Annotated in this window: 19 protein-coding genes, 2 tRNA genes and 3 pseudogenes; 13 read left to right on the forward strand and 11 right to left on the reverse strand. The window is 54.9% G+C overall.

What is annotated here, in order from left to right; genetic code table 11:
* Positions 1–45 precede the first annotated feature (45 nt).
* From IMX17_RS02240 to accD, 9 genes and pseudogenes are all read left to right on the forward strand, one after another.
* The gene (locus IMX17_RS02240; protein ID WP_193549293.1) at positions 46–2,679 is read left to right on the forward strand and encodes a polyketide synthase; all 2,634 of its coding nucleotides are present in this window, start codon (positions 46–48) and stop codon (positions 2,677–2,679) included.
* Complete coding sequence (locus tag IMX17_RS02245) at positions 2,672–2,980, forward strand: Dabb family protein (RefSeq protein ID WP_046896484.1); 309 nt, start codon at positions 2,672–2,674, stop codon at positions 2,978–2,980. Before IMX17_RS02240 ends, IMX17_RS02245 begins: the two co-directional genes overlap by 8 nt.
* Positions 2,977–5,904: a beta-ketoacyl synthase N-terminal-like domain-containing protein gene (locus IMX17_RS02250; protein WP_193549294.1), complete on the forward strand. Its 2,928-nt coding sequence runs from the start codon at positions 2,977–2,979 to the stop codon at positions 5,902–5,904. Before IMX17_RS02245 ends, IMX17_RS02250 begins: the two co-directional genes overlap by 4 nt.
* Entirely contained in the window at positions 5,904–7,628 is a 1,725-nt protein-coding gene (locus tag IMX17_RS02255; protein WP_193549295.1) for a non-ribosomal peptide synthetase, read from the forward strand. The genes IMX17_RS02250 and IMX17_RS02255 overlap by 1 nt, the downstream gene beginning before the upstream one ends.
* Positions 7,629–7,698: 70 nt before the next feature.
* Positions 7,699–8,886 carry an MFS transporter gene (locus IMX17_RS02260; RefSeq protein ID WP_046896487.1) on the forward strand — a complete coding sequence of 396 codons (1,188 nt, stop codon included), beginning with the start codon at positions 7,699–7,701 and terminating at the stop codon, positions 8,884–8,886.
* Between the two features lie 82 nt (positions 8,887–8,968).
* On the forward strand, positions 8,969–9,682 hold the full coding sequence (locus IMX17_RS02265; protein ID WP_052759894.1) for a 4'-phosphopantetheinyl transferase: 714 nt from the start codon (positions 8,969–8,971) through the stop codon (positions 9,680–9,682).
* 237 nt (positions 9,683–9,919) lie between these two features.
* Positions 9,920–10,801, forward strand: a complete 882-nt coding sequence (locus IMX17_RS02270) for a hypothetical protein (protein ID WP_046896488.1) — start codon at positions 9,920–9,922, stop codon at positions 10,799–10,801.
* A gap of 82 nt (positions 10,802–10,883) precedes the next feature.
* Positions 10,884–11,086: pseudogene (locus IMX17_RS25410) on the forward strand (hypothetical protein); the annotation flags it as partial.
* A 176-nt stretch (positions 11,087–11,262) separates the two neighbouring features.
* Positions 11,263–12,174, forward strand: coding sequence for an acetyl-CoA carboxylase, carboxyltransferase subunit beta (accD, locus tag IMX17_RS02275; RefSeq protein ID WP_046896489.1), 912 nt, complete (start codon positions 11,263–11,265; stop codon positions 12,172–12,174).
* 277 nt (positions 12,175–12,451) lie between these two features.
* Here accD and IMX17_RS25415 read toward each other — a convergent pair.
* From IMX17_RS25415 to mtfA, 3 genes and pseudogenes are all read right to left on the reverse strand, one after another.
* Positions 12,452–12,538: pseudogene (locus IMX17_RS25415) on the reverse strand (integrase); the annotation flags it as partial.
* 298 nt (positions 12,539–12,836) lie between these two features.
* A tRNA-Asn gene (locus tag IMX17_RS02280) sits at positions 12,837–12,912 on the reverse strand.
* 129 nt (positions 12,913–13,041) lie between these two features.
* Positions 13,042–13,812 (reverse strand): DgsA anti-repressor MtfA, encoded by a 771-nt coding sequence (mtfA, locus tag IMX17_RS02285; protein ID WP_193549296.1) that lies wholly within the window; start codon positions 13,810–13,812, stop codon positions 13,042–13,044.
* Between the two features lie 92 nt (positions 13,813–13,904).
* Here mtfA and IMX17_RS02290 point away from each other — a divergent pair.
* A tRNA-Ser gene (locus IMX17_RS02290) sits at positions 13,905–13,994 on the forward strand.
* 112 nt (positions 13,995–14,106) lie between these two features.
* Here IMX17_RS02290 and IMX17_RS02295 read toward each other — a convergent pair.
* Both IMX17_RS02295 and IMX17_RS02300 read right to left on the reverse strand, forming a co-directional pair.
* On the reverse strand, positions 14,107–15,480 hold the full coding sequence (locus tag IMX17_RS02295) for an aromatic acid/H+ symport family MFS transporter (RefSeq protein WP_046896491.1): 1,374 nt from the start codon (positions 15,478–15,480) through the stop codon (positions 14,107–14,109).
* 255 nt (positions 15,481–15,735) lie between these two features.
* Entirely contained in the window at positions 15,736–17,631 is a 1,896-nt protein-coding gene (locus IMX17_RS02300; protein WP_193549715.1) for a bifunctional sugar phosphate isomerase/epimerase/4-hydroxyphenylpyruvate dioxygenase family protein, read from the reverse strand.
* A gap of 229 nt (positions 17,632–17,860) precedes the next feature.
* On the opposite strand from IMX17_RS02300, the gene pcaH reads away from it, so the two are divergent.
* From pcaH to IMX17_RS02315, 3 genes are read left to right on the forward strand one after another with little or no spacing between them, the layout of a single operon-like run.
* Entirely contained in the window at positions 17,861–18,598 is a 738-nt protein-coding gene (gene pcaH, locus IMX17_RS02305; RefSeq protein ID WP_016927158.1) for a protocatechuate 3,4-dioxygenase subunit beta, read from the forward strand.
* Positions 18,598–19,218: a protocatechuate 3,4-dioxygenase subunit alpha gene (gene pcaG / locus IMX17_RS02310; RefSeq protein WP_016927159.1), complete on the forward strand. Its 621-nt coding sequence runs from the start codon at positions 18,598–18,600 to the stop codon at positions 19,216–19,218. The genes pcaH and pcaG overlap by 1 nt, the downstream gene beginning before the upstream one ends.
* 59 nt (positions 19,219–19,277) lie before the next feature.
* The gene (locus tag IMX17_RS02315) at positions 19,278–20,210 is read left to right on the forward strand and encodes a LysR substrate-binding domain-containing protein (RefSeq protein ID WP_193549297.1); all 933 of its coding nucleotides are present in this window, start codon (positions 19,278–19,280) and stop codon (positions 20,208–20,210) included.
* Between the two features lie 9 nt (positions 20,211–20,219).
* Here IMX17_RS02315 and pcaC read toward each other — a convergent pair whose 3' ends face one another.
* The 6 genes and pseudogenes from pcaC to IMX17_RS02340 form a co-directional block, all read right to left on the reverse strand.
* Positions 20,220–20,630 (reverse strand): 4-carboxymuconolactone decarboxylase, encoded by a 411-nt coding sequence (gene pcaC / locus IMX17_RS25120; protein ID WP_208060768.1) that lies wholly within the window; start codon positions 20,628–20,630, stop codon positions 20,220–20,222.
* Positions 20,631–21,374 (reverse strand): annotated as a pseudogene (pcaD, locus tag IMX17_RS25125) (3-oxoadipate enol-lactonase); the annotation flags it as partial. It lies immediately after the preceding gene.
* Positions 21,365–22,714, reverse strand: coding sequence for a 3-carboxy-cis,cis-muconate cycloisomerase (locus IMX17_RS02325; RefSeq protein ID WP_028128139.1), 1,350 nt, complete (start codon positions 22,712–22,714; stop codon positions 21,365–21,367). The pseudogene pcaD and the gene IMX17_RS02325, both read right to left, overlap by 10 nt.
* 3 nt (positions 22,715–22,717) lie before the next feature.
* Positions 22,718–23,920 (reverse strand): 3-oxoadipyl-CoA thiolase, encoded by a 1,203-nt coding sequence (gene pcaF / locus IMX17_RS02330; protein ID WP_182264216.1) that lies wholly within the window; start codon positions 23,918–23,920, stop codon positions 22,718–22,720.
* A 10-nt stretch (positions 23,921–23,930) separates the two neighbouring features.
* Positions 23,931–24,584: a 3-oxoacid CoA-transferase subunit B gene (locus tag IMX17_RS02335; RefSeq protein WP_193549298.1), complete on the reverse strand. Its 654-nt coding sequence runs from the start codon at positions 24,582–24,584 to the stop codon at positions 23,931–23,933.
* Between the two features lie 11 nt (positions 24,585–24,595).
* A complete protein-coding gene (locus tag IMX17_RS02340; protein ID WP_046896496.1) occupies positions 24,596–25,285 on the reverse strand; it encodes a 3-oxoacid CoA-transferase subunit A in 690 nt (229 codons plus the stop codon).
* Positions 25,286–25,339 lie beyond the last annotated feature (54 nt).

Below are 25,339 nucleotides of genomic sequence, written 5' to 3' on the forward strand. Positions count from 1 at the left end.
GGCATAGGATAGACATTCTATGCCTATAACAACAGGTAGCATAAAATGGATATAGCGATCATTGGCTTCTCTTTTCTCTTGCCTGGTGCAAGCAATATGGCAGAGCTGGATGCGTTGTTGGAGTCTGGTCAGGATGCACTGACCGACCCTCTCTCCTCCGGCAACCGTCGCGAAGGCTGGGTCAGCCGGGCGGGTTACGTGCAGGGGGCAGAGCAGTTTGACTACGACTTATTTGGGATATCACTGCGGGACAGTTACATTATTGAACCTCAACAACGTATGTTCATTCAATGTGCCTGGCGTGCATTGGAACAGGCTGGCTACAACCCGACCCGCTGTGCATTGAAAGTCGGTGTCTACTCTTCATCTTCCGATAGCCATTACCCCTCTTTTCTTGCCGAGAGCCAATTGGCCTTGGATAAGTACGATCCTTTCGAGATAGAGATTGGATCGAACAAAGAACAACAGTCGTTGCGATGCGCGTACTTGTTTGATCTGCAAGGTCCGGCCGTAGGGATACAGTCGGCATGCTCGAGCGGCTTACTTTCTGTCCATATGGCGATGCAAGGTATCGCCATGGGAGACTGTGATATGGCCATCGCAGGCGGAGCCTGTCTGCCTTACCCTCTTCATTCCGGGTATCAGTATCAACCGGGCATGAACCTGTCGGAAAGCGGTGTTTTAGCCTCTTATTCTCACTCCGCAGATGGTATGGTGCCAGGGTTTGGCTGCGTCGTGTTTGTACTAAAATCCCTCAAACAAGCCCGCAGCGATAACGATACTGTGTATGGTGTGCTTACCGCGAGCAGTATCAACAACGATGGAAGAGCGAAATCTGGTTATACCGCGCCCTCAACCCGTGGTATCGCAAGAAACATCCAGAATGTGCTCGCGAAATCGGCGTTGACGGCGAAGGACATCGACTTTGTCGAAGGCCACGGGTCGGGGACCAAAATTGGGGATATATTGGAAGTCGCGGCGCTGACTAAAGCCTTTATGAGCCAGGAACGGGCAACCCATCACACGGCCCTGTCGTCCATTAAAGCCAATATTGGCCACCTGGATGTCGTTGCCGGTCATGCCGGCTTATTAAAGTCTGTGCTGCAAGTGTGGAACCAAAAGTTATACCCCGCTGCCAATTTTTCATCGCTAAATCCTAATTTACAATTGGAACGGACGGCTTTCTATGTCCCCAGAGAAAGCCGTCGAAAGGAAAATTTAACGGGCCTGATAAACTCTTTAGGGATCGGCGGAACCAACTGCGCGCTAATCATTCGTGGCGAAGCGCATTCTGCATTAGCCGAGGTAGATGCGTCGCAGACCGTTGTCGTTATGATTGGTGCAGACAATGAGGGACGCCTGCAGCACCTGCTAGGTCAGCTCCAGGAAGAATTAAAGAACGCATCTTATTCGTTGGAAGATGTGGCGTATACCATGACAAGACGTTCTGTGGGGAAGGGATGCATTGCGGCGTTCGCCGTCGCTTCACTTAACGAGCTTCAAGAGCAAATTGCCGTCAGGTTGCGTTCAAGCGTTGTCGGTCATCCGCTGGACGTTTGTCTAAAGGAGTATACGGGGAAAGCGATCGCGATCAACGCGAGCGAAATCGATGCCAAACGTGTCGTTGTGCTCGAGTCTACCCCTAAACCGCAAACCAAAGTGGACGAAGCTACGCGAGAAGAGAAAAGAGCCAGCGCGGTTATTTGCGAAGAGGCTCTGCGTAATATTTGGCTCGAGAATTTTATGCTGGACGCGATAAACGAGGAAGATAGCTTTGTCGACCTGGGGGGGCATTCTATCCTCGCTCTGTCACTCGTCACCGATATCAATACCGCGTTTGATCTTACGTTGACGATGGACTGGGTTGAAAAATTCGATGTTTTCAGTACCCAGCTGAAAGAACTGAATAGACTGGTCAAAACGAAAACAGCGCCTTCGCTGATAAAACCGCTTTTTGTGCCGTCCGGTGACATACGCGCAACGCTTATATTTATTCATGCTTCTATTTCTGGTGTGGAAATATACAGGAAACTATCGAAAAGTATTGCCAATGACATCCAGGTGCTCGGAGTTGACTCATACAATCTCTATAATGAAAATAAAATATGCTCAATAGATAAACTCGCTGAAATGTATGCGGATGATATTTTTGCAAATGTGAAAGATAGCGATACTCCAATTTTCATTGGCGGCTGGTCACTGGGTGGGTTATTGGCCAGAAAAATAACGGAAATTTTAGAAGAAAAAGTCGCTGTGAAAGGCAATATATTATTGGATTCGATTCTATATTCTCCTGAGAATTCTGTGCTCTTTACGGATGACTATCTCTCCTACTTCATGGATCTTAGCTACTTTTCGAATTCGGTTGGCGGAGATGAAAGAGCAAGAGAGAATCTCAAATCTCTATTTGACATAGAGAGAAGTATGGTTAAAGCGTTTGAAGATCCCAGGATCAACATCCCCCTGCTCAATGTCGTGGCGATATCTCCTCTTGTACAGATTAAAAATAATATGCTCTCCAATGTATTTGAGTCGTTGAAAAAGGCCAACAATAACTGGCCAGTAAACGACTTAATGGTGGTTAGGGAGATCAACACCGATCATGTTGGATTAGTGGCTGAATCAAATATTGATAAAGTTTCAGCATTCATTCAGGAGTTTTTAGAAAAGAATGTATAAACACATCATCTTGTTTAAATTCAAAGAGTTTGTTTCTGCAACGAATGCACTGGAATTACTTCATCAGCTGGGTGAATTGAAAAATAGAATACCGTCTATCAAAAAATACAGCTATGGAATGAATGATGATGATAATTTAAACCATTCAGGTTTTGAGTTTGCATTCGTTATGGAATTTAGCTCGAAACAAGACAGAGACGCCTATCAGACCAATCATCACCATCAAGCTTTTATTAATGAAGCATTGAATTCTGCTATTTCAGAGGCAATTGTCTTCGATATGATCGAGGAAGAGAGATGAAAGATAAAATCGCAGTGACAGGCATGTCCGGACTGTTTCCAGAAGCCAACGACTATCATGAATTCTGGGACAACCTGTGTCATGGGCGGGTGTCCTACCAGTCATATACCGATCAAGATGGACACATCAGATCGAAGGGGCTGTGCCCGGACCCCGAAACCTTTGATGCGCAGCGCTATCGTCTTTCTGAGAAGGAAGCGTTGGTCATGGATCCGCAGCTGAGAAAGTTCATCGAACTTGTCGACTTGGCGCTACTCGATGGCGAATATCACGACCCAGCCACCCTGGGGACGGTTGCCGTGATAGCGACGCAGGGCAGCAATCAGACCTACCATGATCAACTGCAAAAAAGCGTCGCAGAAGGTCAGGTTGAAGCGCCTAATGCGCTACTCCTCAACCTCAATAAGGGTACCGATTTTATGGCTACCCGCGTCGCCCATATATTTAACTTTCAGGGGCCGTGTTTCAATCTGCAATCCGCCTGTTCTTCGTCATTGACCGCGATTGTTGAAGCCTGCTGGATGCTGCAAACAAAGCGTTGCGATACCGTGATTTGCGGTGGGGTACATATCTCTTATCCGTTGGAGATGGGCTATAAGTATGAACCTGGGTCCATTTATTCCCAAACGGGCATTTGCCGACCTTTTGACCATCGTGCTGATGGCACAGTTCCCTCAGATGGCGGGGGCGTGGTCATTCTCCGACGGCTTCAGGATGCCGAAGAGAATGGGGATAATATCCATGCCGTGATTGCGAATGCGTTGAGTAATAACGATGGCAAGAATAAACCCAGTTTTGCCGCCCCTTCGGTCAACGGTCAGTGGCAGCTGTTGTCTCAAATCTATCGCCATTCGGCCATCAACCCCCGCCAGCTGCAGTTCATCGAATGTCATGCAACAGGAACCGTCGTGGGCGATCCCATGGAAGTTCAGGCCCTCAGCCAATTGATGGATAGTTACCCTGCGGATGACACGTTATCCCCAGTAGTCGTGGGGTCGGTCAAAGGAAACATCGGCCATCTTTTCTGGGCGTCGGGCATCGCTTCCTTGATCAAATCCGTGCTGGCGCTTAAAAAAGGTGTTTACCCCGGAACGTCCAATCTGTCTCAGCTCAATGATTTACTCCGGGAGACGGAGAAACAGCATTTATTGTTTACGGCGGAAAATATTCCGTTGGATCCTGGCAAGCCCTCCCTGGCGGCTATCAGCTCGATGGGCGTAGGGGGGACCAACGCCCACATCGTGATTGAAGGTTACGGTGAATCACGCCCCCACGCACCAAAGAAACTGACCCGCAAGGAGACGCAGGGCAGTGTGTATTCATTCTTCTCTCAAATGGCAATAATAAAAGAAGCCTGCGGTGAGAAGGCGGCCAGCAGGCACGCACCCTCTGTAGAACCGACACGGGTTACGCCGTCCTCCTTACTGCCTCAGATCTTGTCTTTCTACCAACGAGTGCTAGGAGAGGATGAGGTTTACCCAGACAGTGACTACTTCGATCTGTATGGAGATTCTGTGACGGCTGTTGAACTCCTCGCATTATTCAAATCAGAACTAGGCATCGATGTTACGACAGATACCATCTATAAGCACTCGACGCCCGAGGCGTTAGCGAATGCGATTGCCAGCGAGCCGTCTTCTGTCGCCCAGCCTGTACCGGATCGCCAACCGATGAGGGGCCAGGTCCACCCACACAGCTTGTTGTCGCCTTATCAACAGCGTTTTTATTTATTAGAGAAACTGCAGCGAGGCGAGGGTAGTCAATATAATGTGCCGCTCTGTGTCGAGATTCCGCCGGCGTTTCCGCTAGAAGCCTTCACGCAATCTTTGGATAAAATTCTTGCGCAGCTCCCTCAATTTAGTCACCAATACAAGGTAACCAAAGAAGGCCTTGCACTGGCGGCCAAACGTTCACAGATCGTTGAAACGGTCTCGGTGAAGGTGCCCCTAGAGGTTTCGCTGCCGGTGTCATTACAGGCCGTGTATGAGCAACGGTTTGATCTCGAGAGAGGGCCGCTTTGCCGGGTAACGGCGCTTCGACATGGCGTTAACAGGCTGCTGGTGCTGAATTTTCATCACATCGCGATCGATGGGACGGGTTTGCACAACTTATTGGAAGTCTTGTCCGAGACGGGGGAAGAAAACGAACCGCTAAACAGCGTCCGTATTCCTCAGCTCACGGAGCCTGGTATTTCCAACGCCAGCCTTGCGTTCTGGCAGAACTCGCTGAGTGGCGTTGAGCAGACGTCATTGCCGCTCGATCCTGCCCACTCTTTAAATGCGAAGACAGTGATCCCCGGGACGGTGGTCTCGCGCCTTACAACAGAACAGGTTTCAAAGGTTCAAAATATAGCCAGAGCCCATAAGAAACCCCTCTTTGTCGTGCTCTATGCGCTATTCAATGCCACCTTGTCAGAATTCCTCGATACCGCCGTTGTTTGCACTGGGATGACGCTGGCCAATCGCTCGGAGTCCGATAGGGCAGTGATTGACTGTCGAATGAATAATATTCCTGTTGTCGTCAATTGTGGATCGGGGCAGTTCTACGAGATTTTGAATGAGACGGACAACTCACTGAAGAACAGTTTGTTTCATGCCCACGTGCCTTTAGACAGAATTTCGTCACTCGCAGGGAGAAACGGTCAAGGAGTGTATGACATTCTTTTTATGTATCAGAACCAAAACAAAGGCAATGTTCTAAAGTATCGCCAGTTTACGCTGCCTGAATATTTGACGCGCTACCAACCCGTGTATGGCAATTTGACCGTCAATCTTGTGCCTGAGCATGAAGGGATCGCGATCGAGATGATGTTCAATCAAGCTGTCTACGCCAGGGAAACGGTGGCAAGCCTTATGTCGATGTTGGTGTCCAATATAGATAGCGTCTTGTTCAACCTACAAAACCTCCACGAGATGAAAAAATAATGACTGCTACATTTATCGAAAAGTTTGAATCTATCGCGGAAGTATTCCCAACGAATATTGCACTTATTGTTGGTGATAATGAAATTAATTATGCTCAACTGCAACAAAAGGCAAAGCGGATTGCTGTCGGTATCCAGGCCGAAATTGATGATAACATGGAAGGCGTGGTGCTGTGTTTGCAGAGGGATGAATCGCTTATCAGCACGATATTAGCGTGTCATTATCTGGGGATTCCATATATTCCCGTCGATCCAAGGACCTCAAGTGAGAAGATCGATCATATTCTTTCTCAAGCGCGCTATTTGTACATCAGCAATGCAAAGACAAGCCAATGCCAAAAAGCAGTTGACGTCAACAGGCTGTCACAGGCTAGTGCTCCGTTTGAGCACGAAAGCGTGTCGTGCACGTCTCAAGAGGCCTATCGAATATATACCTCTGGCTCAACCGGCGCCCCCAAAGCGGTCATGGTCAGCCATATTGGATGCGCTAATTTAATTGCTCACTTTTGCTCTTTATTGGCATTCAAGCCCCAACAAACGTGGCTATCATCAACATCGGTCGCCTTTGATATTTTCTTCCTCGAATACGCAGTGCCCTTGTCGAGCGGGGGAACCTTAATATTGTTGACAGATCAAGAGATCTACTCGCCGCAACAGGTCGCAAGGCAAGTCATGCGTTGGTCACCTTCCGTCTACCAGGCGACGCCTTCGCTATTCAAGGGACTCTTAGTCTATATGGATAAGGGGCGGCATTTCCAAAAAGTGTTGGTGGGGGGGGAATCTCTTTCTCCACAACTGTCTTCATCACTGTTTGAACGGAGTGACTGGTTGTGCAACGTGTATGGACCCACAGAAACCACCGTTTGGTCTAGTGCGCATGTTATTCGGCAAAGAGGAGACACTCGCATTGGGCGACCAATACGCCACACACAACTCTGGATATTGAACGAACAGCAGCAAGAGTGCGCGCAAGGTGAGCCGGGGCGTATCTATATCTCCGGGGATGGCCTCGCTTTGGGCTACTTTAATAACCCTGAGTTGACGGCGAGCAAATTCACCGAGGTGTGCATCGAAGGTGTCAATCGACGGATGTATGATACCAATGATATTGGTTATGTGGATGACGAGGGCATCGTCAATTTTCTTCACAGAGAAGGCGGGTTTGTCAAAATCAATGGGTATCGGGTTGAACCTGCAGAAATCACGGATACGTTTGAAGCGATAGAGGGTGTGTCAGGTTCTGCGGTCATTCCCCTTCATGACGATCTGACGGATTCTGCAAAACTGATAGGCTGGGTGGAGTGCTCAGGGGTGACTGAGGCGACGATCAGGGCGTTTCTTGAGTCAAAGTTGAGTCATTATTTGGTTCCGCATCATATTTTCACTATCTCGGCATTGCCTTATACGTTGAGCGGTAAAATCGACGTAAACCGGCTTGAAGAAATGAGTCTCCAGCTTTTGAGTAGGGCTCCTGGGGCAAGTGTCTCAGAATCAATGGGCGAACCATCGGCGCTGGCATCCCACCCTGTGGGTAAAATTCTGGGCCAGTATGTGGATATCACCCGGATGTCAAAAGACGATAACTTCTTTGAGCTGGGGTTAACGTCGATGCAAGCTATCTCTCTTCATATCGATATGCTTGAGTTGTATCCCAACATGGAACTACACGAAATCTTTGATCGGCCATCTTTTAATCAGCTGATAAACGAACTGGAATGCATATAATTTTAATCTGAGTCTTTTCAGACTTATCGGCATGTCCGATCGGCCAATAAGTCTGAACAGTGGAGACAACATGAACGACTCTCACGTGCTTGAGAAGAAGGTCATCTGGTTGATGGCGCTTATTCAATTTATTAATGCTGTGGATTTTATGATCGTTATGCCTCTCGGGGCGGATTTTGCCCGTGCGTTACCTATGTCGGCGGCAAATATCGGTTATCTTGGGGGAGGTTACACCTTGGCTGCTGCCGTCTCTTCCCTGCTGGTGGCGAAGTACATCGATAGGTTCGATCGCAAACGGGTAGTGTTAGTTATGTTGTTTGGGCTGTCTGCGGCCACCTTGATGTGCGCGCAGGCCTGGAATATGACAAGCCTAATGTTTGCCCGCATCGTTGCAGGCTCTTTTGCCGGCCCATTAGTCGCCATCTCTCTCGCCATTATGACGGATTGTGTCCCTGTCGAGCGCCGTGGCCGGGCCATGGCCACCGTGATGGGGGCTTTTTCCATTGCCGCGATTGCTGGCGTGCCTTTGGGCCTCAAGCTGTCAAGTTGGTATCAGTGGTCCATGCCTTTTTACGTGGTCGGTGCCTCAGGAATGCTGGTGGCCGCCATGGTGGTGGTATTGCTGCCAAGCCTCAAGGGGCATCTTCAGGGAACGACGTCCAGGCCGCCTGATGTGTCTCTGCTTGCATTGATGGCCAACCGCCGGGTTTTACTGGCGATTTCCTCGCTAGGTTTGGCCGTATTAAGTACGTTTCTTCTGTTGCCGAATCTGGCCGTTTGGCTGCAACTTAACGCCGGCGTTGCTCGGGATGATTTAAGCATGTATTACCTGATCGGGGGCGTGGTCAGCGTGATCGTGCTGCAGATTTTTGGTCGCATGATTGACAAAATGGGGGCGCTCTCCGTCGTGACGGGCCTCGCAGTCGGCATCTTTGTGGTGATTTTCGATGGTTTTATGCATGCTTCGCTCTTGCCTCCTTTGGTTATTTTTACCGCCTTTATGGCGTTGACGGCAACGCGGACGATTGCCGCAACCACCGTCAATACCACTGTCCCTGCGCCTAACGTAAGAGCGGCTTTTATGTCTTTGCAAAGCATCTGCCAGCATGTGTTTAGTGGTTTGGCTGCAATCCTTTCGTCCTGCATCCTGGTAGAAGAGCAGCAACAGCTACACAACCTTGAGATATTGGCCACCTGTGCGTTAGCCCTCACGCTCGTGCAGCCACTGGTCTTGCAGCGATTGCTCAAACATCAATAGCTGCCTCCAGCCATGCCTGATTGCTCGGCACGACTCAGGCATTTCTCAATGTGTGCCACTTATCGGGTTAAGGAATTGGCGTATGCCTCCATTTTTGCTCACCAGTCAGAGGGGGGAAGTTCCTCTGTTCAGGCATTTGGTCTTATGGTACAACGCCTTTGATTTCAAATGGTTCGATGATTCACTGTTCTCGGATTTCGGTGTGGAATGCCCCGTTCTTTTAACAAGAGCGGGGCCCAAAAGAAAAGCAGAGTACTTTGCAGGCAGGCTGGCCGCCAGGCGCGCACTCCAATTTCTTGGGTGCAAAACATTCGCGCTTCCAATAGGGGAGCATCGGCTTCCTCAGTGGCCTGCGGGTTACCGTGGGTCCATTTCCCACACGCGCGCATTAGCGGTGTCGGCTGTCTGCCAGCACGATCGCTATCGGGCTGTGGGTATTGACACCGAAACGATGTTCACGGCCGATCAATGTACCAAGTTAACGAGAGCCATCGTGTCTGAAGCCGAATGGAATAGTGTCATTCGAGGGGGTTGGACTCTTGCTCAACCGCAACTGGTTACTCTGATTTTTTCAGCCAAAGAAGCCTTGTATAAGGCGCTCTATCCTCACACTTTATTGTTTCAGGACTTCAGTGCTGCCAAGCTGACATGGATATGTGAAAAATCGGCACAGTTTCAGATTGAACTGGCTTGTGACTGGAGTGGAGGCTATCGCACAGGCACTCGTTTTACCGGGGGGTTCCAGTTTGTTAATCAGAGCGTCGTCACGGTGATTGCTGATGGTTGCGACAAGTAAACTGAGCGCGCCTTTCCACGCAGAATGTGCTGCTTTCAGAAATAGCGAGGGAAAGGGATCTTCAGGATGCGGTCATATCTTTCCATGAAAAGTTATACGCAGCGGCCCTCCGTTATATTTGAATGATGTTAAAAATGAACTGCTGTTATTTTTTCTGATATCGACTATGCCTCTCTTTTATGCGTGTTTAAACATGACGCCAGGGGAGGTTACACCCAAAAAAGATAGGAAATAATTTTGAACTCTGAAAACATTCATTCTTTGTATACTGAACGTAAACCGACAAAGTATGACGATTATTATCGTGACATTCCTTGCTCTGTGTGTGAGATATTTAAAATAGCAAGAAATATTGTAGAGCATTATAAAGGTGTTAATAAATATAAAATAAGCCCGGAAAGGTACAATGATATTGATATCAATCAGCCTGAAATCATACTGGGTAGATTGTCTAACTCTGGGGTGAGGTCCATTACTGACTCGATCCCCTTTGAACATAAGCTCGTCGGGCATTGTTTGACTATTTCTATCATGGCGCTCGACATGATGAGATACAAAAACATCCCTTCACGATTACGCTACGCCTATTGTACTTACTTCAGTCAGGATATTTACCCTGAACAAATCCTGATTGAATACTGGTGTGAGGACAGAAACGCATGGTTATTGGGGGACCCCTCGATGAACCAAGAAGTGCTTGATCATAATGAAATTTCGGTAAACATGGACTTTTGTGACGTGGATACTACACTTTCTCAGCCGATCCACTGGGTTTGGCGTCACTTAAGGAAAGGACAGCTGGATTTCACGATGTATCGTGGTATCCATGACAAACAAGAAAAAAAACAGGTATTGGAAGAAGTGGCTCGGATATTTGTGAATGACCTGGCAATCATAAACAATCTCGTATTATCGGTTTATGACTACGTGCTGACCCCGTACCAGTCTGACCATCTCAGTGAAGATCTGTTTCAATATCTGGATGAAATTGCAGATGAAATGAGCGCCACACCAGGTTGTGTGATTGCTTATGACGAATCCAATCTTATCCGATGCCAACCGAGAACGGTGGTGAGAAAAAGCGTCTTCAGGAAAGAGGAGCAACTATTTGAGATCTAAGCGCAGTAGGTACAAATTGGATCATCGCAAGACACCGGTCTCAAACCGGCGTCTTGCGTAAGCGACTTTAATGCACATTTCCTTCGAGCGAGCTGAAGGACATATGTCTTGTCGCCATCTTGCCGTCTATACGTGGTGGGAGGCGCTGCCGTGGGTGTTTGGCGATCAGCCCATCGGGCAGGAAAACCTAAAACTGCGGGTCATTGCGATTATTGTTCTGTCGGTTTTGCCGGGAATATAGAAAGAATCCGTAATAAGCGCGCAGTGGCACAAGAGGCGAAATAGTGTCACGAGCGTAGTAAGGCAGGGGACTGAGAGGGGGGAGACCACTTTTCTTTCCCATGTTTCTGTTTCTTATGTTTTAATGTGCAACATTTCATGGCCTGTAAGCGGGAAAAATAGCATTATTGGCTGCTTATGGTAAAACTAGCATCGACTAGGTTCAGGAAAAAAGGTTATCAATGAGCTGGATTGAACGAATTAAAAGCAACATAATTTCCACCCGCAAGGCAAGTATTCCTGAAGGGGTATGGACCAAGTGCAGCAGCTGCGAACAGGTGTTGTACCGTGCGGAGCTGGAGCGCAACCTGTCGGTTTGCCCGAAGTGCGATCACCACATGCGCATAGCAGCGCGCGACCGCCTGCATAGATTGTTGGACGAAGGCTCGCTGGTGGAACTGGGGAGCGAACTTGAGCCGAAAGACGCGCTGAAGTTTCGTGACGCTAAGAAATACAAAGACCGTCTGACCGCTGCGCAGAAAGAGACCAACGAGAAGGATGCGCTGGTCGTGATGAAAGGCACGCTGTACGGCATGCCTGTGGTCGCGGCGGCATTTGAGTTCTCCTTTATGGCAGGTTCAATGGGGTCTGTGGTCGGCGCGCGTTTTGTCCGTGCCGTTGAGCAGGCGCTGCAAGATAACTGCCCGCTGGTGTGCTTTGCCACATCTGGCGGCGCGCGCATGCAGGAGGCGCTGATGTCACTGATGCAGATGGCGAAAACCTCTGCTGCGTTGGCGAAGATGCAGGAGCGAGGTCTGCCGTACATCTCAGTGCTGACTGACCCGACCTTGGGCGGTGTGTCCGCAAGCCTTGGGATGCTTGGCGATCTCAACATCGCCGAACCGAAAGCGCTGATCGGTTTCGCCGGGCCTCGTGTTATTGAGCAGACCGTGCGTGAAAAATTGCCGTCAGGTTTCCAGCGCAGTGAATTCCTGCTTGAAAAAGGGGCGATCGACATGATTGTTCGCCGTCCGGAAATGCGCTTCAAGCTTGCCAGCATTCTGACGAAGCTGATGAATCTCCCGGCGCCGAATCCAGACTCGCCGCAAGAAGGCGTGCCGGTACCGGTTCAGGAACCAGGGCCTGGTGCCTGATAATGTAAAGGGCAGGGCCATTAGGCGCTGCCCTTTTTGCTTTTCTTAACCGTTACCCATCGTGGGCAACGTGGGAAAAAGCGAAATTCCTGTCGCCACATCGCCCTGACGACGTGGTTTTCTTATCTCAAACATCGATGCATGCAAAAACGAGCGATCTTGGGTTAACACGCGCGAGTGATGTGGCGCCATGCATGGCGGTGCAGAAACCGGGTCATGCGTCTTCACCGTGGCGAGGACCAACGTCTGACGTGATGGCCGTGTAAGCACACCCGTTTTAGTTCCACCTACTTTTTGAGTGTTCCGGTTTTTCAGCCATCAGTCGGTACTCTTCTAACATCAGATTGTTCAGTAATTCATAAGGCTACATGCTGTTCTATTCAGTCAGCCTGCGCTTCGTAAATTCCCGTGCTTCATGACTAAAGGTATACGCTGTGGGAGTTAGAAATTTTAAAGGGGGGATGGCGCTAAACTGAGGATTTTTAATTCGTTCAGGGATGGTTTGGGTAGGGGCTCTGTCATCGAACCAACGTGTTCCCAAATCTGACCAACAAATTCTACCAATGCAGAGACAAAACTAAAAACGTATCGGGAGTGTTTTTTTACTAACTTATTGAACCTAAATTAGATAAGGATTCACAAATAGGCATGAAACGAGAATTTGGCTCCTCTGACTGGACTCGAACCAGTGACATACGGATTAACAGTCCGCCGTTCTACCGACTGAACTACAGAGGAATCGTGTGAACGGGGCGCATCATATCCAGCTGCCCCAGGTGTGTCAACGCTAAATTGCTCCAGGCGGTGCGACTGCTCGGTATCTGAGCAATAAGCCTGTCAATCAGCCCATTGCGCGTCGTTTTCCGCCTAGGCGCGCAGCAGGCGCGCCAGCGGATCCTGGCGGTAGAAGCGGCAAAAGTGCTGATACAGCGCCGGAAAGCGTTCGGCCAGCAGCTCGGGGGCGCTGAAGAAGTACTCCGACAGCACGGCGAAGCACTCGGCCGCATCGGTGGCGGCGTAGGCATCCATGCTGGCGGCCTCTTCGCCGACCATGTCGATCTCGTCCTGCAGGCTTTCCATCGCGGCGTGCAGATCATGTTCCCAGGCAGCCACCTCGCGCAGCGGGATCGGCGGCACGCCGGTGGCGACGCCGCCGTTGCGCATATCCAGCTTGTGCACCGCTTCGTGGATCACCAGATTGAAACCGGAAAGGTCGAAAGAGTCCTGCACGTCTTGCCAGTTGAGCACGATCGGCCCTTGTTCCCAGCTTTGGCCGGACTGCACCACCGGCCCCGAGTGCACCAGACCGATCTCGTCCTGCCATTCGTCTTCCACCACGAATGGGGTGGGGTAGAGCAGAATTTCGTTGAAGCCGTCGAGACACTCCGCGCCCAGCTCCAGCACCGGCAAGGCGAACAGCAGGGCGATGCGCGCCTGCATCTGCGAGGTGAGCTGCAGCCCCTGCAGCGGCACGATGCGCTTTTGCTGCAAAATCTGCCCGGCGACGGTCACCAGCCGCTGCCGCTCTTGCTCATTCAGCGGCGAGAGCAGCGGGATCGCCAGCGCGTCCCGCCACTGTGCCTGGGTATCCGCCTCGGGTTGAGAAGGTTGAGTCGCTTTCCACGGCCATTTAATCATCAGGTTGCTCGTAAAGTCGTCACTTGAACGTTCAGCGGTATGCTAATGCTGTAAAAATGCCGTAAAAGCGGGCATGATAGCAAGCGTTGTCAGGAGAGATGCCGGAGCGGCTGAACGGACCAGTCTCGAAAACTGGAGTAGGGGCAACTCTACCGGGGGTTCAAATCCCCCTCTCTCCGCCATTATTCAATCACTTACGAAAAAATCTTTCAACGATCCCCATCACAGTTAAAGCGCCCCGGCCCAGCAGGCCGACACGCCTTTCCCTTTGTTCTCGATTATTTCCCGACGTAATCAAACATCATTCGAACGCGCATCCAGATAGGCGGCATAGTGATGCTCTGTCGCTTGACGCGCCTGATGACGCCGTTTGGCGACGATCATCGCCACCGTCAGCAGGGCGGGAAGCGCCAGGACGGCGAAAATGGTGCTGAAGCTCCAACCGAGCGCCAGCATTTCAGCCCCGGCCAGCGCGCTTAAGATAGCGCCCAAACGGCCGATGCCGTGCATCCAGCTGGAACCGGTGGCTCGCGCTTCGGTGGGGTAAAAGCTGGCCGACAACGCGTTCATGCCGGTGTTGGCGCCCCCGATGCAGAACCCGATGGCCATCGCGCAGCCGCCCATCAGGATGGGGTAGCCCATCGCCATCCCCATCAGCAGAGTGAACAGCGCCCCCAACCCATAAATCGACGCCAACGCGCGATGCGGTTCGGATCTGTCCATCAACCATCCGGAAAATAGCGACCCTAATGTCCCGCCCGCCTGAAACAGCGCGGTGATGACCGCCGCTTGCGCGATGTTGAAACCGCTGTCTTTAATCAGCAGCGGCAGCCAACTGCCTAAGGTGTAGTACAGAAACAGCGCGCTAAAATACGCGCCCCACAGCATTAAACTGCCGAAGCGGTACCGCGCGTTCACTACCAGTTTAACCGGATGCGTGCAGACCTGGCCCGGCGGGGGCAGAACGACGGTAGAATGTCGAAAATCGCGATCGGGCGCCAGTTTCGCCAGAATGCGCTGAATGCCGCCCTGATCTGCCCGTTTCGCCACCAGGAAACACACTGATTCGGGTAACGCCGCCATCAGCACGGGCGCGAACAGCAGGGGCAAGATCCCGCCGAGCAGCAGCACGGCATGCCAGCCGAAGCGCGGCATCAGCCAGGACGCGGCGAATCCGCCCAAGGCGGCGCCAAAGGTGAAGCCGCAGAAAACCACGGTAATCAAGAAAGCGCGGCGTCGGGCGGGCGAGAACTCCGCCACCAGGGTGCCGACATTCGGCATGGCGGCGCCGAGCCCCAATCCGGTGAGCAGGCGAAATAACATCATCTGCTCCATATTTTGAGAAAACGCCGTCACCAGCGTCCAAACGCCAAAAAAGAACACGCTGTTGATGATGACGACTTTGCGGCCGAATCTGTCTGACAATGGCCCGGATAGCATCGCGCCCAGCGACAGGCCAATCAGCGCCGCGCTGATCACCAGCCCCAGTTCGCGGTTAGTGATTTGCCAATCCGCCTTAAGCTCTGGCGCAATAAATCCCATGATAACGATATCGAATCCATCCAGAGCAATGATGCAAAAGCCGAGCAGCACGATCATCTTTTGCCATTTGCCTAACGGGCGGTCGTCGATCAGCGCCCGAACATTGATTGCGTTGTTTCCCGACATGGGGGGCTCCCGGTGCAGTAGTTAAGTGCCATCACTATAAGCAGCCCCAGGGCGGACGTTAAACGGCGATAATCGAAAAAATGTGCGTTTATCGGACAATTGAGCCAGCGGTGAGTGACGAGGCAGTGTTAACTTTATGTTATGAAAAGGGATTGCCGTGAGAATGGCGGCGCTGGAGGCCACTGAGAGTGTGAGCGCGATCATTAACCTTTTCAGCAAGATGGAAGAACAGGCGGGCCTTGATGGCCCGCGCGATTAACGCATGGCGGTGAGCCGAACCGGGGCGTTGGCGGCCCCAAAGCCGCGGTAGCCGCCTCGGCGCTCCAGAAGTTCGAAGAAGAAGCGGCCTTTTTCATAGGGCACGGTGTAGACATGCAGCAATTCTCCGCCCTGATCGTCTCGATCGTAGAGCACATTGCCCGCTTGCAGCTGTGAGAGGAAAGCGGGGTCCAGATCGAAACGCGCTCTGAGATCGTGATAGTAGTTATCGGGAATACGCAGCGTTTTTAATCCGCGCGCCTGCGCCGCTTTCACCATACTGAACAGATCCTCGCAGCCAAAGGCGACGTGCTGCAACCCTGCGCCCTGATAGGCGGTTAACGCCTGGGCGATTTGCGTTTCCCGGCTCACCGACATATTCAGCGGCAGCCGGATGGTGTCGTTGGGGCTGCGCAAGACGCGGCTGCGAACCAAACCCAGCGGATCGGGCAATTCCCACTCGTTGTCTTGCACAAAACCCGGCACGCTGCGCAGGAACATGATCCAATTGCCGCTCGATTCATCCGCCAGCGCAATCGCCAGGTGATCGATGCTCTGCAGCGCGGGCGGCGGCGCGCTGCGATGAGTCAGATGAAAATCGGCGTGATAAATATCGTTCTTGGGATCTTCGTCCGCTTCCACCAGATAAATCAGGCTGCCGTCCGGTGCGCACAGCGCGGGGATTTGCCGCTCGTTGGGGCCGGTTTCGCCTTGCCAGATGGCGTACCCGTAGTCTTGCGCCCGTTGCAGTAAACGCGCTACGCCGCGCACCCGCCACGCCACGGCGCACAGGGAAATGCCGTGCAGGTGATAATAGCCGCTGGCCTGACTTTCCGGCTGGGCATTCAGAATGACATTCACTTTGCCGTTGCGATAGAGGGCGACGCTTTTGGAGCGGTGCTGGCCAGCGTGAACCAATCCCAGCTGCGTCAACCATTGGCCCATCGCCAACCCGTCGTTGTGCGAGACGGCAAATTCGATAAACTCCAGCGCCAGCAAGGGCGGATGCGGCTGCGAATGGAATAAGGAACGCTCCATGAGCGAGGCCATGGCGTTGGGCAGCAGAGGCTGTTTGGCCAACCAGTCATAGGTTTGCTCCTCCAGCCACAACAACGATCGAAACCCGTCCTGAGCTGTGGGGAGCACCGGCGAGGCGCGGAAACCATCGTTGAATATCTCCAGTGACCAGGCGCCGCGATAGCCATGCGCGGAAAGTTGGGTCATGAACTGGGTCAGATTCAGCTCCCCTTGGCTGGGGAAGCAGCGGAAATGGCGACTCCAGGCGAGCACATCCATCTTCAACAGCGGGGCGTCCGCCAGTTGGACAAACACGATTTTTTCGGGCGGCACGTCATCGAGGCCATCGAGGTTATCGCCGCGCGACAGGATATGAAAACTATCGAGAATGATCCCCAACGCCGGATGATCTACGGCCTTCACGCGCGCCCAGGCGTCGCGCCACATATTCACGTGACGTCCCCATGCCAGCGCTTCATAACCGACAGTAATATCATACTCGGCGGCCAACTCCGCCAACGCGCGCAAATCGCTCACTTGCGTGGCCATGTCTTCGCTGCTGTCGGGCGAGACATTGCTGCAGAGCAGCATGCGAGAACAGCCCAGTTGCTGCATGACTTCGAACTTGCGCGCCGCGCGGGAAAGGTTCTGCGCCAGCGTTTCGCGCGGGCCTCCTTCGAAGTCCCGAAACGGCTGGAACAGTAAAATTTCCAGGCTCAGTTCGGTGCACAACTCACGGATTTCCGCCGGTGAACCGGGGTAGTAGACCAGATCGTTATCGAAAATTTCGACGCCATCAAAGCCTGCGGCGGCGATAGCCCGCAGTTTTTCCGGCAGCGAACCCGATACCGAGACCGTCGCGATAGAACGTTTCATCATTGCCTCCAGTTAAGCGGTCATGGATGACCTGAAAGCGACCATTCAGCAGCGAGGCGGACCACCGACGGGAATTGAATCATGTTATGGACCAAATGAAATGTTTCGTCAATTCAGAACATTCCATTACCTTTGGTTATATAAAGCGATCGGTTTTCTCACTTTACTTTTACATATTGCGCTTCCTACACTCTGTCGACATGTACCCTCAAATAATAAGGATACCGGGATGAAAAGTGATTGGATGGCGCGAGAACTGGTGCATCGCGATTACAGCCATCACCCGCCGGCGCTGGCGCCGCTGTATAAAACCAGCGTGCTGCGATCGCCGCGCAATGCATTAATTTCATTGCAAAACTCGCTGTCTGAACTGACCGCCCCTGTCTTCACGCCAACGGATATCGGCCCGCTGGATCACGATCTGATTCTGAATTACGCCAAAGACGGCTTACCGATCGGCGAGCGGATCATCGTGCATGGATTTGTGCGGGATGCCTTCGGGGCGCCGGTGCGCAACGCACTGGTCGAGGTATGGCAGGCCAATGCGGGAGGGCGCTATCGTCACAAGAAAGATCAGTATCTGGCGCCTATCGATCCCAACTTTGGCGGCTGCGGCAGGATGCTGACCGACGACAACGGGTATTACTGTTTTCGTACCATCAAGCCGGGCCCGTATCCCTGGCGCAATCAGGTCAGCGACTGGCGTCCGGCGCATATTCACTTCTCGCTCTCCGGCGAAGCGTTCGCTCAGCGCTTGATCACGCAGATGTATTTCGAAGGCGATCCGTTGCTCGTTCGCTGCCCCATCTTGCAGTCGGTAGGCAGTGACGATGCGATGCGCACACTGATTGCCGAGCTGGATATGCACGCCGCCGTGCCGCTGGACAGTCTGGCTTACCGCTTCGATCTGGTGCTGCGGGGCCATCGAGCCACGTGGTTTGAGAACCGTACACAGGGAGCCGCGTGATGAAAAAGTATTTGTCTGAAACGGCCTCGCAAACCGCCGGGCCTTATGTGCACATCGGTTTGGCGCCGCATGCCGCCGGCTTTGATATTTTCGAGCGTAATTTCACCCATGTATTGACGCAACCGGAGACGCGCGGGGAGCGCATCGTGGTGGAAGGGCATGTCTATGACGGCTCCGGCACGCCGGTGCGAGACGCGCTGGTCGAAGTCTGGCAGGCCAACGCCGCCGGGCGATATCAGCACCCCGCCGACGGTCAGTTGGATAAACCCGACGATCCGGCGTTTCGCGGCTGGGGGCGAACCTGTTCGGATTTCACCAGCGGCCTGTGGCAATTCGAGACGATTAAACCGGGGCGCGTGACGGGGCGCGACGGCCGGTTGATGGCGCCCCATCTCAATCTGTGGATAGTGGCCCGCGGCATCAACATCGGGTTGAACACGCGTCTCTACTTTGCCGACGAACAGGCGGCCAATGCCGAAGATCCGGTGTTGAATCTCATCGAGTGGGAAAAACGGCGCAGCACGTTATTGGCGCAAAGGCGGCAGCGCGGGGATCAGACGGTGTACCATTTCGACATCTGGTTACAGGGCGAGAACGAAACCGTTTTTTTTGATATTTGATCCTCCGTTCGCCCTGACAATGAGCTTGCCGCGCCGGCGGCAAGTTAATACTATAAATCATGAACATGACTTCTCGCTTTAGCCAACGCATCCGCCTTCGTCATCTGCACGCCTTTGTCGCTACCGCGCAACAGGGGACGTTGGTGCGCGCCGCACAGCAATTGGGCATCACGCAGCCCGCGCTCTCTAAAACGCTCAACGAACTGGAAAGCCTGGCCGGCGAGCGCCTTTTTTCGCGCAATCGGCAGGGGGCGGAACTGACCGCCGCCGGAACGCGTTTCCTGCAGGATGCCAGCCGCGTTTTGGATGCGCTGAATGTGTTGGGGCGCACGCTTACCTCGGACAGCGAGGCGCTGCCGGCGCCGCTGCATATCGGCGCGCTGCCCACCACGCTGGTGAGCCTGGTCGCGCCGGTCGTGGTGGGGTTGCAGCAGCAATCCCCCGGCTGGCGCATGCAGGTTACGACGCTGGCCAACGATGCGCTGATGATGGCGGTGAGATCGGGGCAATTAACGTTAGGCATCGGGCGCATGTCAGACCCCTCCCGCATGGAGGGGCTCAACTTCGAGCTGCTGTACCATGAAACGCTGCGGCTGGTGGTTGCTCCTCATCATCCGCTGTTGCATTCGGATGTCTCGCTGGCGGAGGCGTTGAGCTGGCCATTGGTGCTCTCCCCGCGAGGTACGGTGCCGCGTCAGAATGCGGAGGCGCTCATTGTCAGCCACGGGCTGGCGGTACCGGAAGGGTGCGTCGAGACGTTGTCGGTCACGTTGGCGCGCTGCCTGACGCTGCAGTATGGCTATGTGTGGCTGGTGCCTTACGGCGCGGTGCGTGACGACTTGTTCAGCAATCACCTGCGTGCGCTGCCGTTGCCTACCCAGGGCATGGCCGAGCCGCTGGGCATCATTACCCGGCAAGAGGCGCTCTCGTCCCCTGAGCAGCAGCGCCTGGTTGCTGCGCTGCGCCAAAGGGTGCTGGATGTGCCGGTATAACCGCGTCTTCTAGTCGTCCGATCGCCGCCCGGCGTCGTATTCGGCAAAGACGGACTGCGCCAGATGAAAAGCGGCGTTCGAGGCGGGTAAGCCGCAGTAAAGCGCCGCATGCATCAGAACTTCTTTGATCTCTTCACGTGTGACGCCGTTATTGAAGGCGGCCCGGATATGCATTTTCAGCTCAGCTTCGCGATTCAAGGCGATCAGCATCGCGATGGTGATCAGGCTGCGGGTATGGCGCGACAAGCCCGGACGCGTCCATATTTCCCCCCAGGCGTAGCGGGTGATGAAATGCTGAAACTCCTCGTTGAGCGGCGACAGCGCCGCGAGGGTATTATCGACATGCTCATCGCCCAACACGGCTCTGCGCACCGTCAGGCCTTGCTGATAGCGCTGTCTCTGCGTGAGCTGCTCATCCAAAAAGGCCCTGAACGCGCGGTTAAATGCCCGCCAGGCTTCGATGCTGGACAGATGGGCGGCGGGCAGGATGACGCATTGCGCGTCGGGAATGCCTGCCGCCAGGGCTTTTGCATCGTCGACGGTCGTTACCGCATCCTCATGTCCGGCGATAACCAGCGTCGGCACGCGGATGCCTGCCAGTTCGGCGCGTAAATCGGCGGTCGCCAGCGCGTCGCAGCAAGCGGCATAGCCCTCGGGATCGCAGGCGGTGAGCTGTTGCAAGACGGTTTGCACCCTGACGGGGGCGGATTGGCAAAATGCCGGGGTGAACCAGCGCGCTGCCGCGCTATCGCTGACGGCGGACATGCCGCACTGGCGCACCTGCGCGGCGCGTTCTCGCCAATGCTCCGTCACCCCGATTTTCGCGGCGCTATTGGCGATCGTCAGCGTCAGCAAGCGATCGGCATGAAAGCGCGCCAGCCATAACCCCGTCAGCCCCCCCATGGAGATGCCGCAGAAATGCACGCGATCGATTGCCAGAGTGTCCAGCAGGGACAGCACCTGTTCACCCAGTCGCGCCAGCGAGCCGGGCTGTTCATCGGGCGCAGAGTCGCCGTGGCCGGCAACGTCGTAGCGCAGAATGCGATAGTGGGCGATGAACGCGTCGCGCTGCGGCTGCCACATTGCCAATGAGGTGCCCAGCGAGTTGCCAAACAGAATAACCGGGGCGTTTTCAGGCCCCTCAAGGACATAATTCAACATGATTGCTCCCTCTCGGCCATCGCCAGGACTTGTTGAATGAAACGCTGCGTGCTGCCGGTGGCATTGGCCGGATCGAGCAAGGTTTCCAGGGTTTCCCGGCTGAGTCGGGAAGAGACTTCCGCATCGGCGCACAGGAGGGTTAACAGGGGTTGCTGGGTGGCCAGGGCTTGCCGGCAGCACCGTTCTATATGATGGTGCGCCTGTTGACGTCCGAGGGTGGGGGCCAAGGCCAGGGTAACCGATTCAGCCATGATCAGCCCCTGCGTCAGCGCCAGATTGCGCCGCATCGCCGCTTCATGCACCTCCAGACCGTTAATGAGATCCAGGCTTTGCGCCAATGCTGCCCCGCTCAGCACCAGGAGCTGCGGCAGGCTTTGCCACTCGGCCTGCCAGCCCCCCAGCGCGCGTTCGTGCTCCTGCACCAGGCCGGCATACAATCCGGACATCAACGCAGGCAGACGGTTGGCTGCGCTGAGGATGGCGGCGCAGAGCACTGGATTGCGTTTGTGCGGCATCGTGGAGGAGCCGCCGCGTCCGGGGGCCGACGGTTCGCTGATTTCAGCGACTTCGGTCTGCATCAACAAAGACATGTCGCGCGCCAGCTTGCCGAGCGACCCCGTCAGGCCGGCATACCAACTCGCCAGCTCCAACAACCGATCGCGTTGGGTATGCCAGGGCGTGGCGCTGCGCGGCAGGGCCAACGCTTGCGCCAACGCCCGCTCAACGCGCTCGCCCTGTTCGCCGAGCGAGGCGAGCGTGCCGGCCGCGCCGCCGAATTGCAACGCGAGCACGCGTGGCCGCATTTCAGCCAGACGCGCCCGATAGCGCAGCAAGGCGTCTAGCGTGCCGGCCAGCTTCAGCCCCAGCGTCGTTGGCAAAGCGTGTTGCAGCCAGGTGCGGCCCACCATCAACGTTGCGCTATGGCGCCGGCATTGCGCCGTCAGCGCCGCAATCAGCTGATTGAGCAGCGCGTCGGTTTTATCGAGCGCGCTGCGCAGTTGCAGCACCAGCCCGCTGTCAATCGCATCCTGACTGGTCGCCCCCCAGTGAACGAAACGCGCCGCTTCCGGTGAGGTTTGCGCCACCAACGCCGTCAATTGTTTGACGAGGGGAATGGCTAAATTGCCCGCCAATCCGGCGGATTGCGTCAGCGCGGCGGCGTCGAGCTTTTCCGCCTGGCAGTGGCTGCGTATGATCCGCGCGGACGCGTCATCGGTAATCCCTGCAGACGCCAGGGCCTGCGCCAGACCGGCTTCGAAATCAAGCATGCCCTGCAGCAGCGCCGTGTCGCTGAAGCAGGGCGTTAATGGCGAAGCCATAAACATTGCGCTATAGAGAGACATTCGTTATATCCGTTCCAGAATCAAGGCGACGCCTTGCCCGACACCGACGCACATGGTGCACAGGGCAAAGCGTCCGCCGGTGCGCCGCAGTTGATAAGCGGCGGTCATGGCCAACCTGCCGCCGGATGCCCCCAGGGGATGCCCCAGCGCGATAGCGCCGCCGTTAGGGTTGACCTGTTCCGCGTCATCCGGCAGCCCCAGGGCGCGCGTCACGGCCAGCGCCTGGGCGGCAAAGGCTTCATTCAACTCGATGACGTCCATTTGCGCCAGGCTCAAACCGGTTTGCGCCAGCACTTTGCGGACCGCGGGAACCGGCCCGTAACCCATGATGCGCGGCTCTACGCCGCAGGCGGACATGCCGACCACACGCGCCAGCGGCGCGAGTCCATACTGCACCGCCGCGCGCTCGCTGGCAATGAGCAGGGCGCTGGCCCCGTCGTTGATGCCCGAGGCGTTGCCGGCGGTGACGCTCCCTTCGGGGCGCACGACGCCTTTCAGGGCGGACAGCGCGGCCAAAGAGGTGCTGCGGGGATGTTCGTCGCGAACCAGGCTGAGCGGCTCGCCTTTGCGTTGCGGAATGCTGACGGCGATCAGTTCCTCATCAAACAGGCCCAGCTCCTGAGCGCGGGCGGCGCGCTGTTGGCTGCGCAAGGCAAAGGCGTCTTGATCGGCGCGGCTGACGGCGAAATCGCGAGCCACATTTTCGGCGGTTTCAGGCATGGTTTCGACACCGAACCGCGCGCGCATCTGCGGGTTGATAAAGCGCCATCCCATCGTCGTATCTTCCATTTTCAGCGAGCGGCTGAAGGCGCTGTCCGCTTTGCCGGTGACAAAGGGCGCGCGCGACATGCTTTCCACGCCGCCCGCGATGATGACCTCCGCTTCGCCGCATTTAATGGCGCGCGCCGCCATGCCTACCGCGTCCAATCCCGAACCGCACAGGCGATTGAGGGTGGTGCCCGGCACGGTGTGGGGCAATCCGGCCAACAGCAGCGCCATTCGCGCCACGTTGCGGTTGTCTTCACCGGCCTGGTTGGCGCACCCCAGAATAACGTCATCAATGGCGTGGGGATCCAACTGCGGCAGTCGGGCAAGCAGCGCCTTCAGGGGCAGAGCGGCCAAATCGTCGGCGCGCAGCGCGGATAATGCGCCGCCGTAACGGCCGAATGGCGTACGAACGGCATCGCAGATAAAAGCCTGTTGCATGGCGATTTCCTCAAGCGGGGATCAAGTCAGATTGCAGTAAACGTATCGGGGTTAACGCTTGCAGCGCGTCAAAGGTGAGCCCCGGGCACAGCTCCCGCACCTGCGGGCCGTCCGAGGTGATATCAATGATTGCCATATCCGAATAAATGCGGCTGACGCAGGCCAATCCGGTCAACGGGTAGCTGCACTGCTCCACCAGCTTGCATTCGCCGGTCTTGGTCAGGTAGTCCATCATCACATAGACTTTGCGCGCGCCGATGGCCAGATCCATGGCGCCGCCCACCGCCGGGATCGCGTCTTCGGCGCCGGTGCTCCAGTTGGCCAGATCGCCGGCAGCCGAGACCTGATACGCCCCCATCACGCAGATATCGAGGTGGCCGCCGCGCATCATGGTAAAAGAGTCGGCGTGATGGAAATAACTGCCGCCGGGCAGCAAGGTCACCAGTTCTTTACCGGCGTTGATGAGTTCCGGATCTTCTTCGCCCGGCGCGGGTGACGGCCCCATGCCGAGCAGGCCGTTTTCGCTGTGCAGAATCACCTCTTTGTCGGCGGGCAGGTAGTTAGCGATGCGGGTCGGCAGCCCAATCCCGAGGTTGACGTAGGCGCCTTCCGGAATATCGCGCGCTACCCGTTGGGCTAATTGGTCGCGGGTTAATTTTTGCATGTTATGACTCCTCAGGCAGAGAGGGAAAAGGTCGCGGGGCGCGCCACCGCCACCAGGCGCTGGACGAAGATGCCCGGCGTTATCACGTTTTCCGGATCCAGTGCGCCCAGCGGCACCAATTCAGCGACCTGCGCTATCGTCGTGGCGGCGGCCATCGCCATCACCGGGCCAAAATTACGCGCCGCTTTGCGGTAAACCAGATTGCCCCAGCGGTCACCCCGATGGGCCTTTATCAAGGCGAAATCCGCCTTTAAGGGCGTTTCAAATACGTAATGCCGTCCGTCGATTTCACGCGTTTCTTTGCCTTGCGCCAGCGGCGTGCCAAAGGCGGTTGGGGTGAAAATGCCGCCCAACCCGCTGCCGGCGGCCTGCATGCGGGCGGCAAGGTTGCCCTGAGGCACCAGTTCCAGTTCGATCGCGCCGCGGCGATAAAGGTCGTCAAAGACCCACGAATCGGCCTGGCGCGGGAAGGAACAAATCATCTTTCGCACACGGCCGGTCTTGAGCAGCGCCGCGAGGCCGCTGTCGCCGTTGCCGGCGTTATTGCTGATTACCGTCAGCTCGCGGGCACCGCGTTCAATCAGCGCATCGATCAGTTCCAGCGGTTGTCCCGCGGGGCCAAAACCGCCAATCATGATGCTCGCGCCGTCCGGAATGATGGACACGGCGTCTTCCAGGGTGGCCACACTTTTATCGATCATCTGTTGTTCCTTTCATTCGGCGCCCGCTGAGGGAGTGTTTATCGTCAATGGGAA

Origin of the sequence: Serratia sp. X3 (assembly GCF_014982455.1) — a bacterium.
In the GTDB taxonomy this organism is placed as follows: domain Bacteria; phylum Pseudomonadota; class Gammaproteobacteria; order Enterobacterales; family Enterobacteriaceae; genus Serratia; species Serratia ureilytica.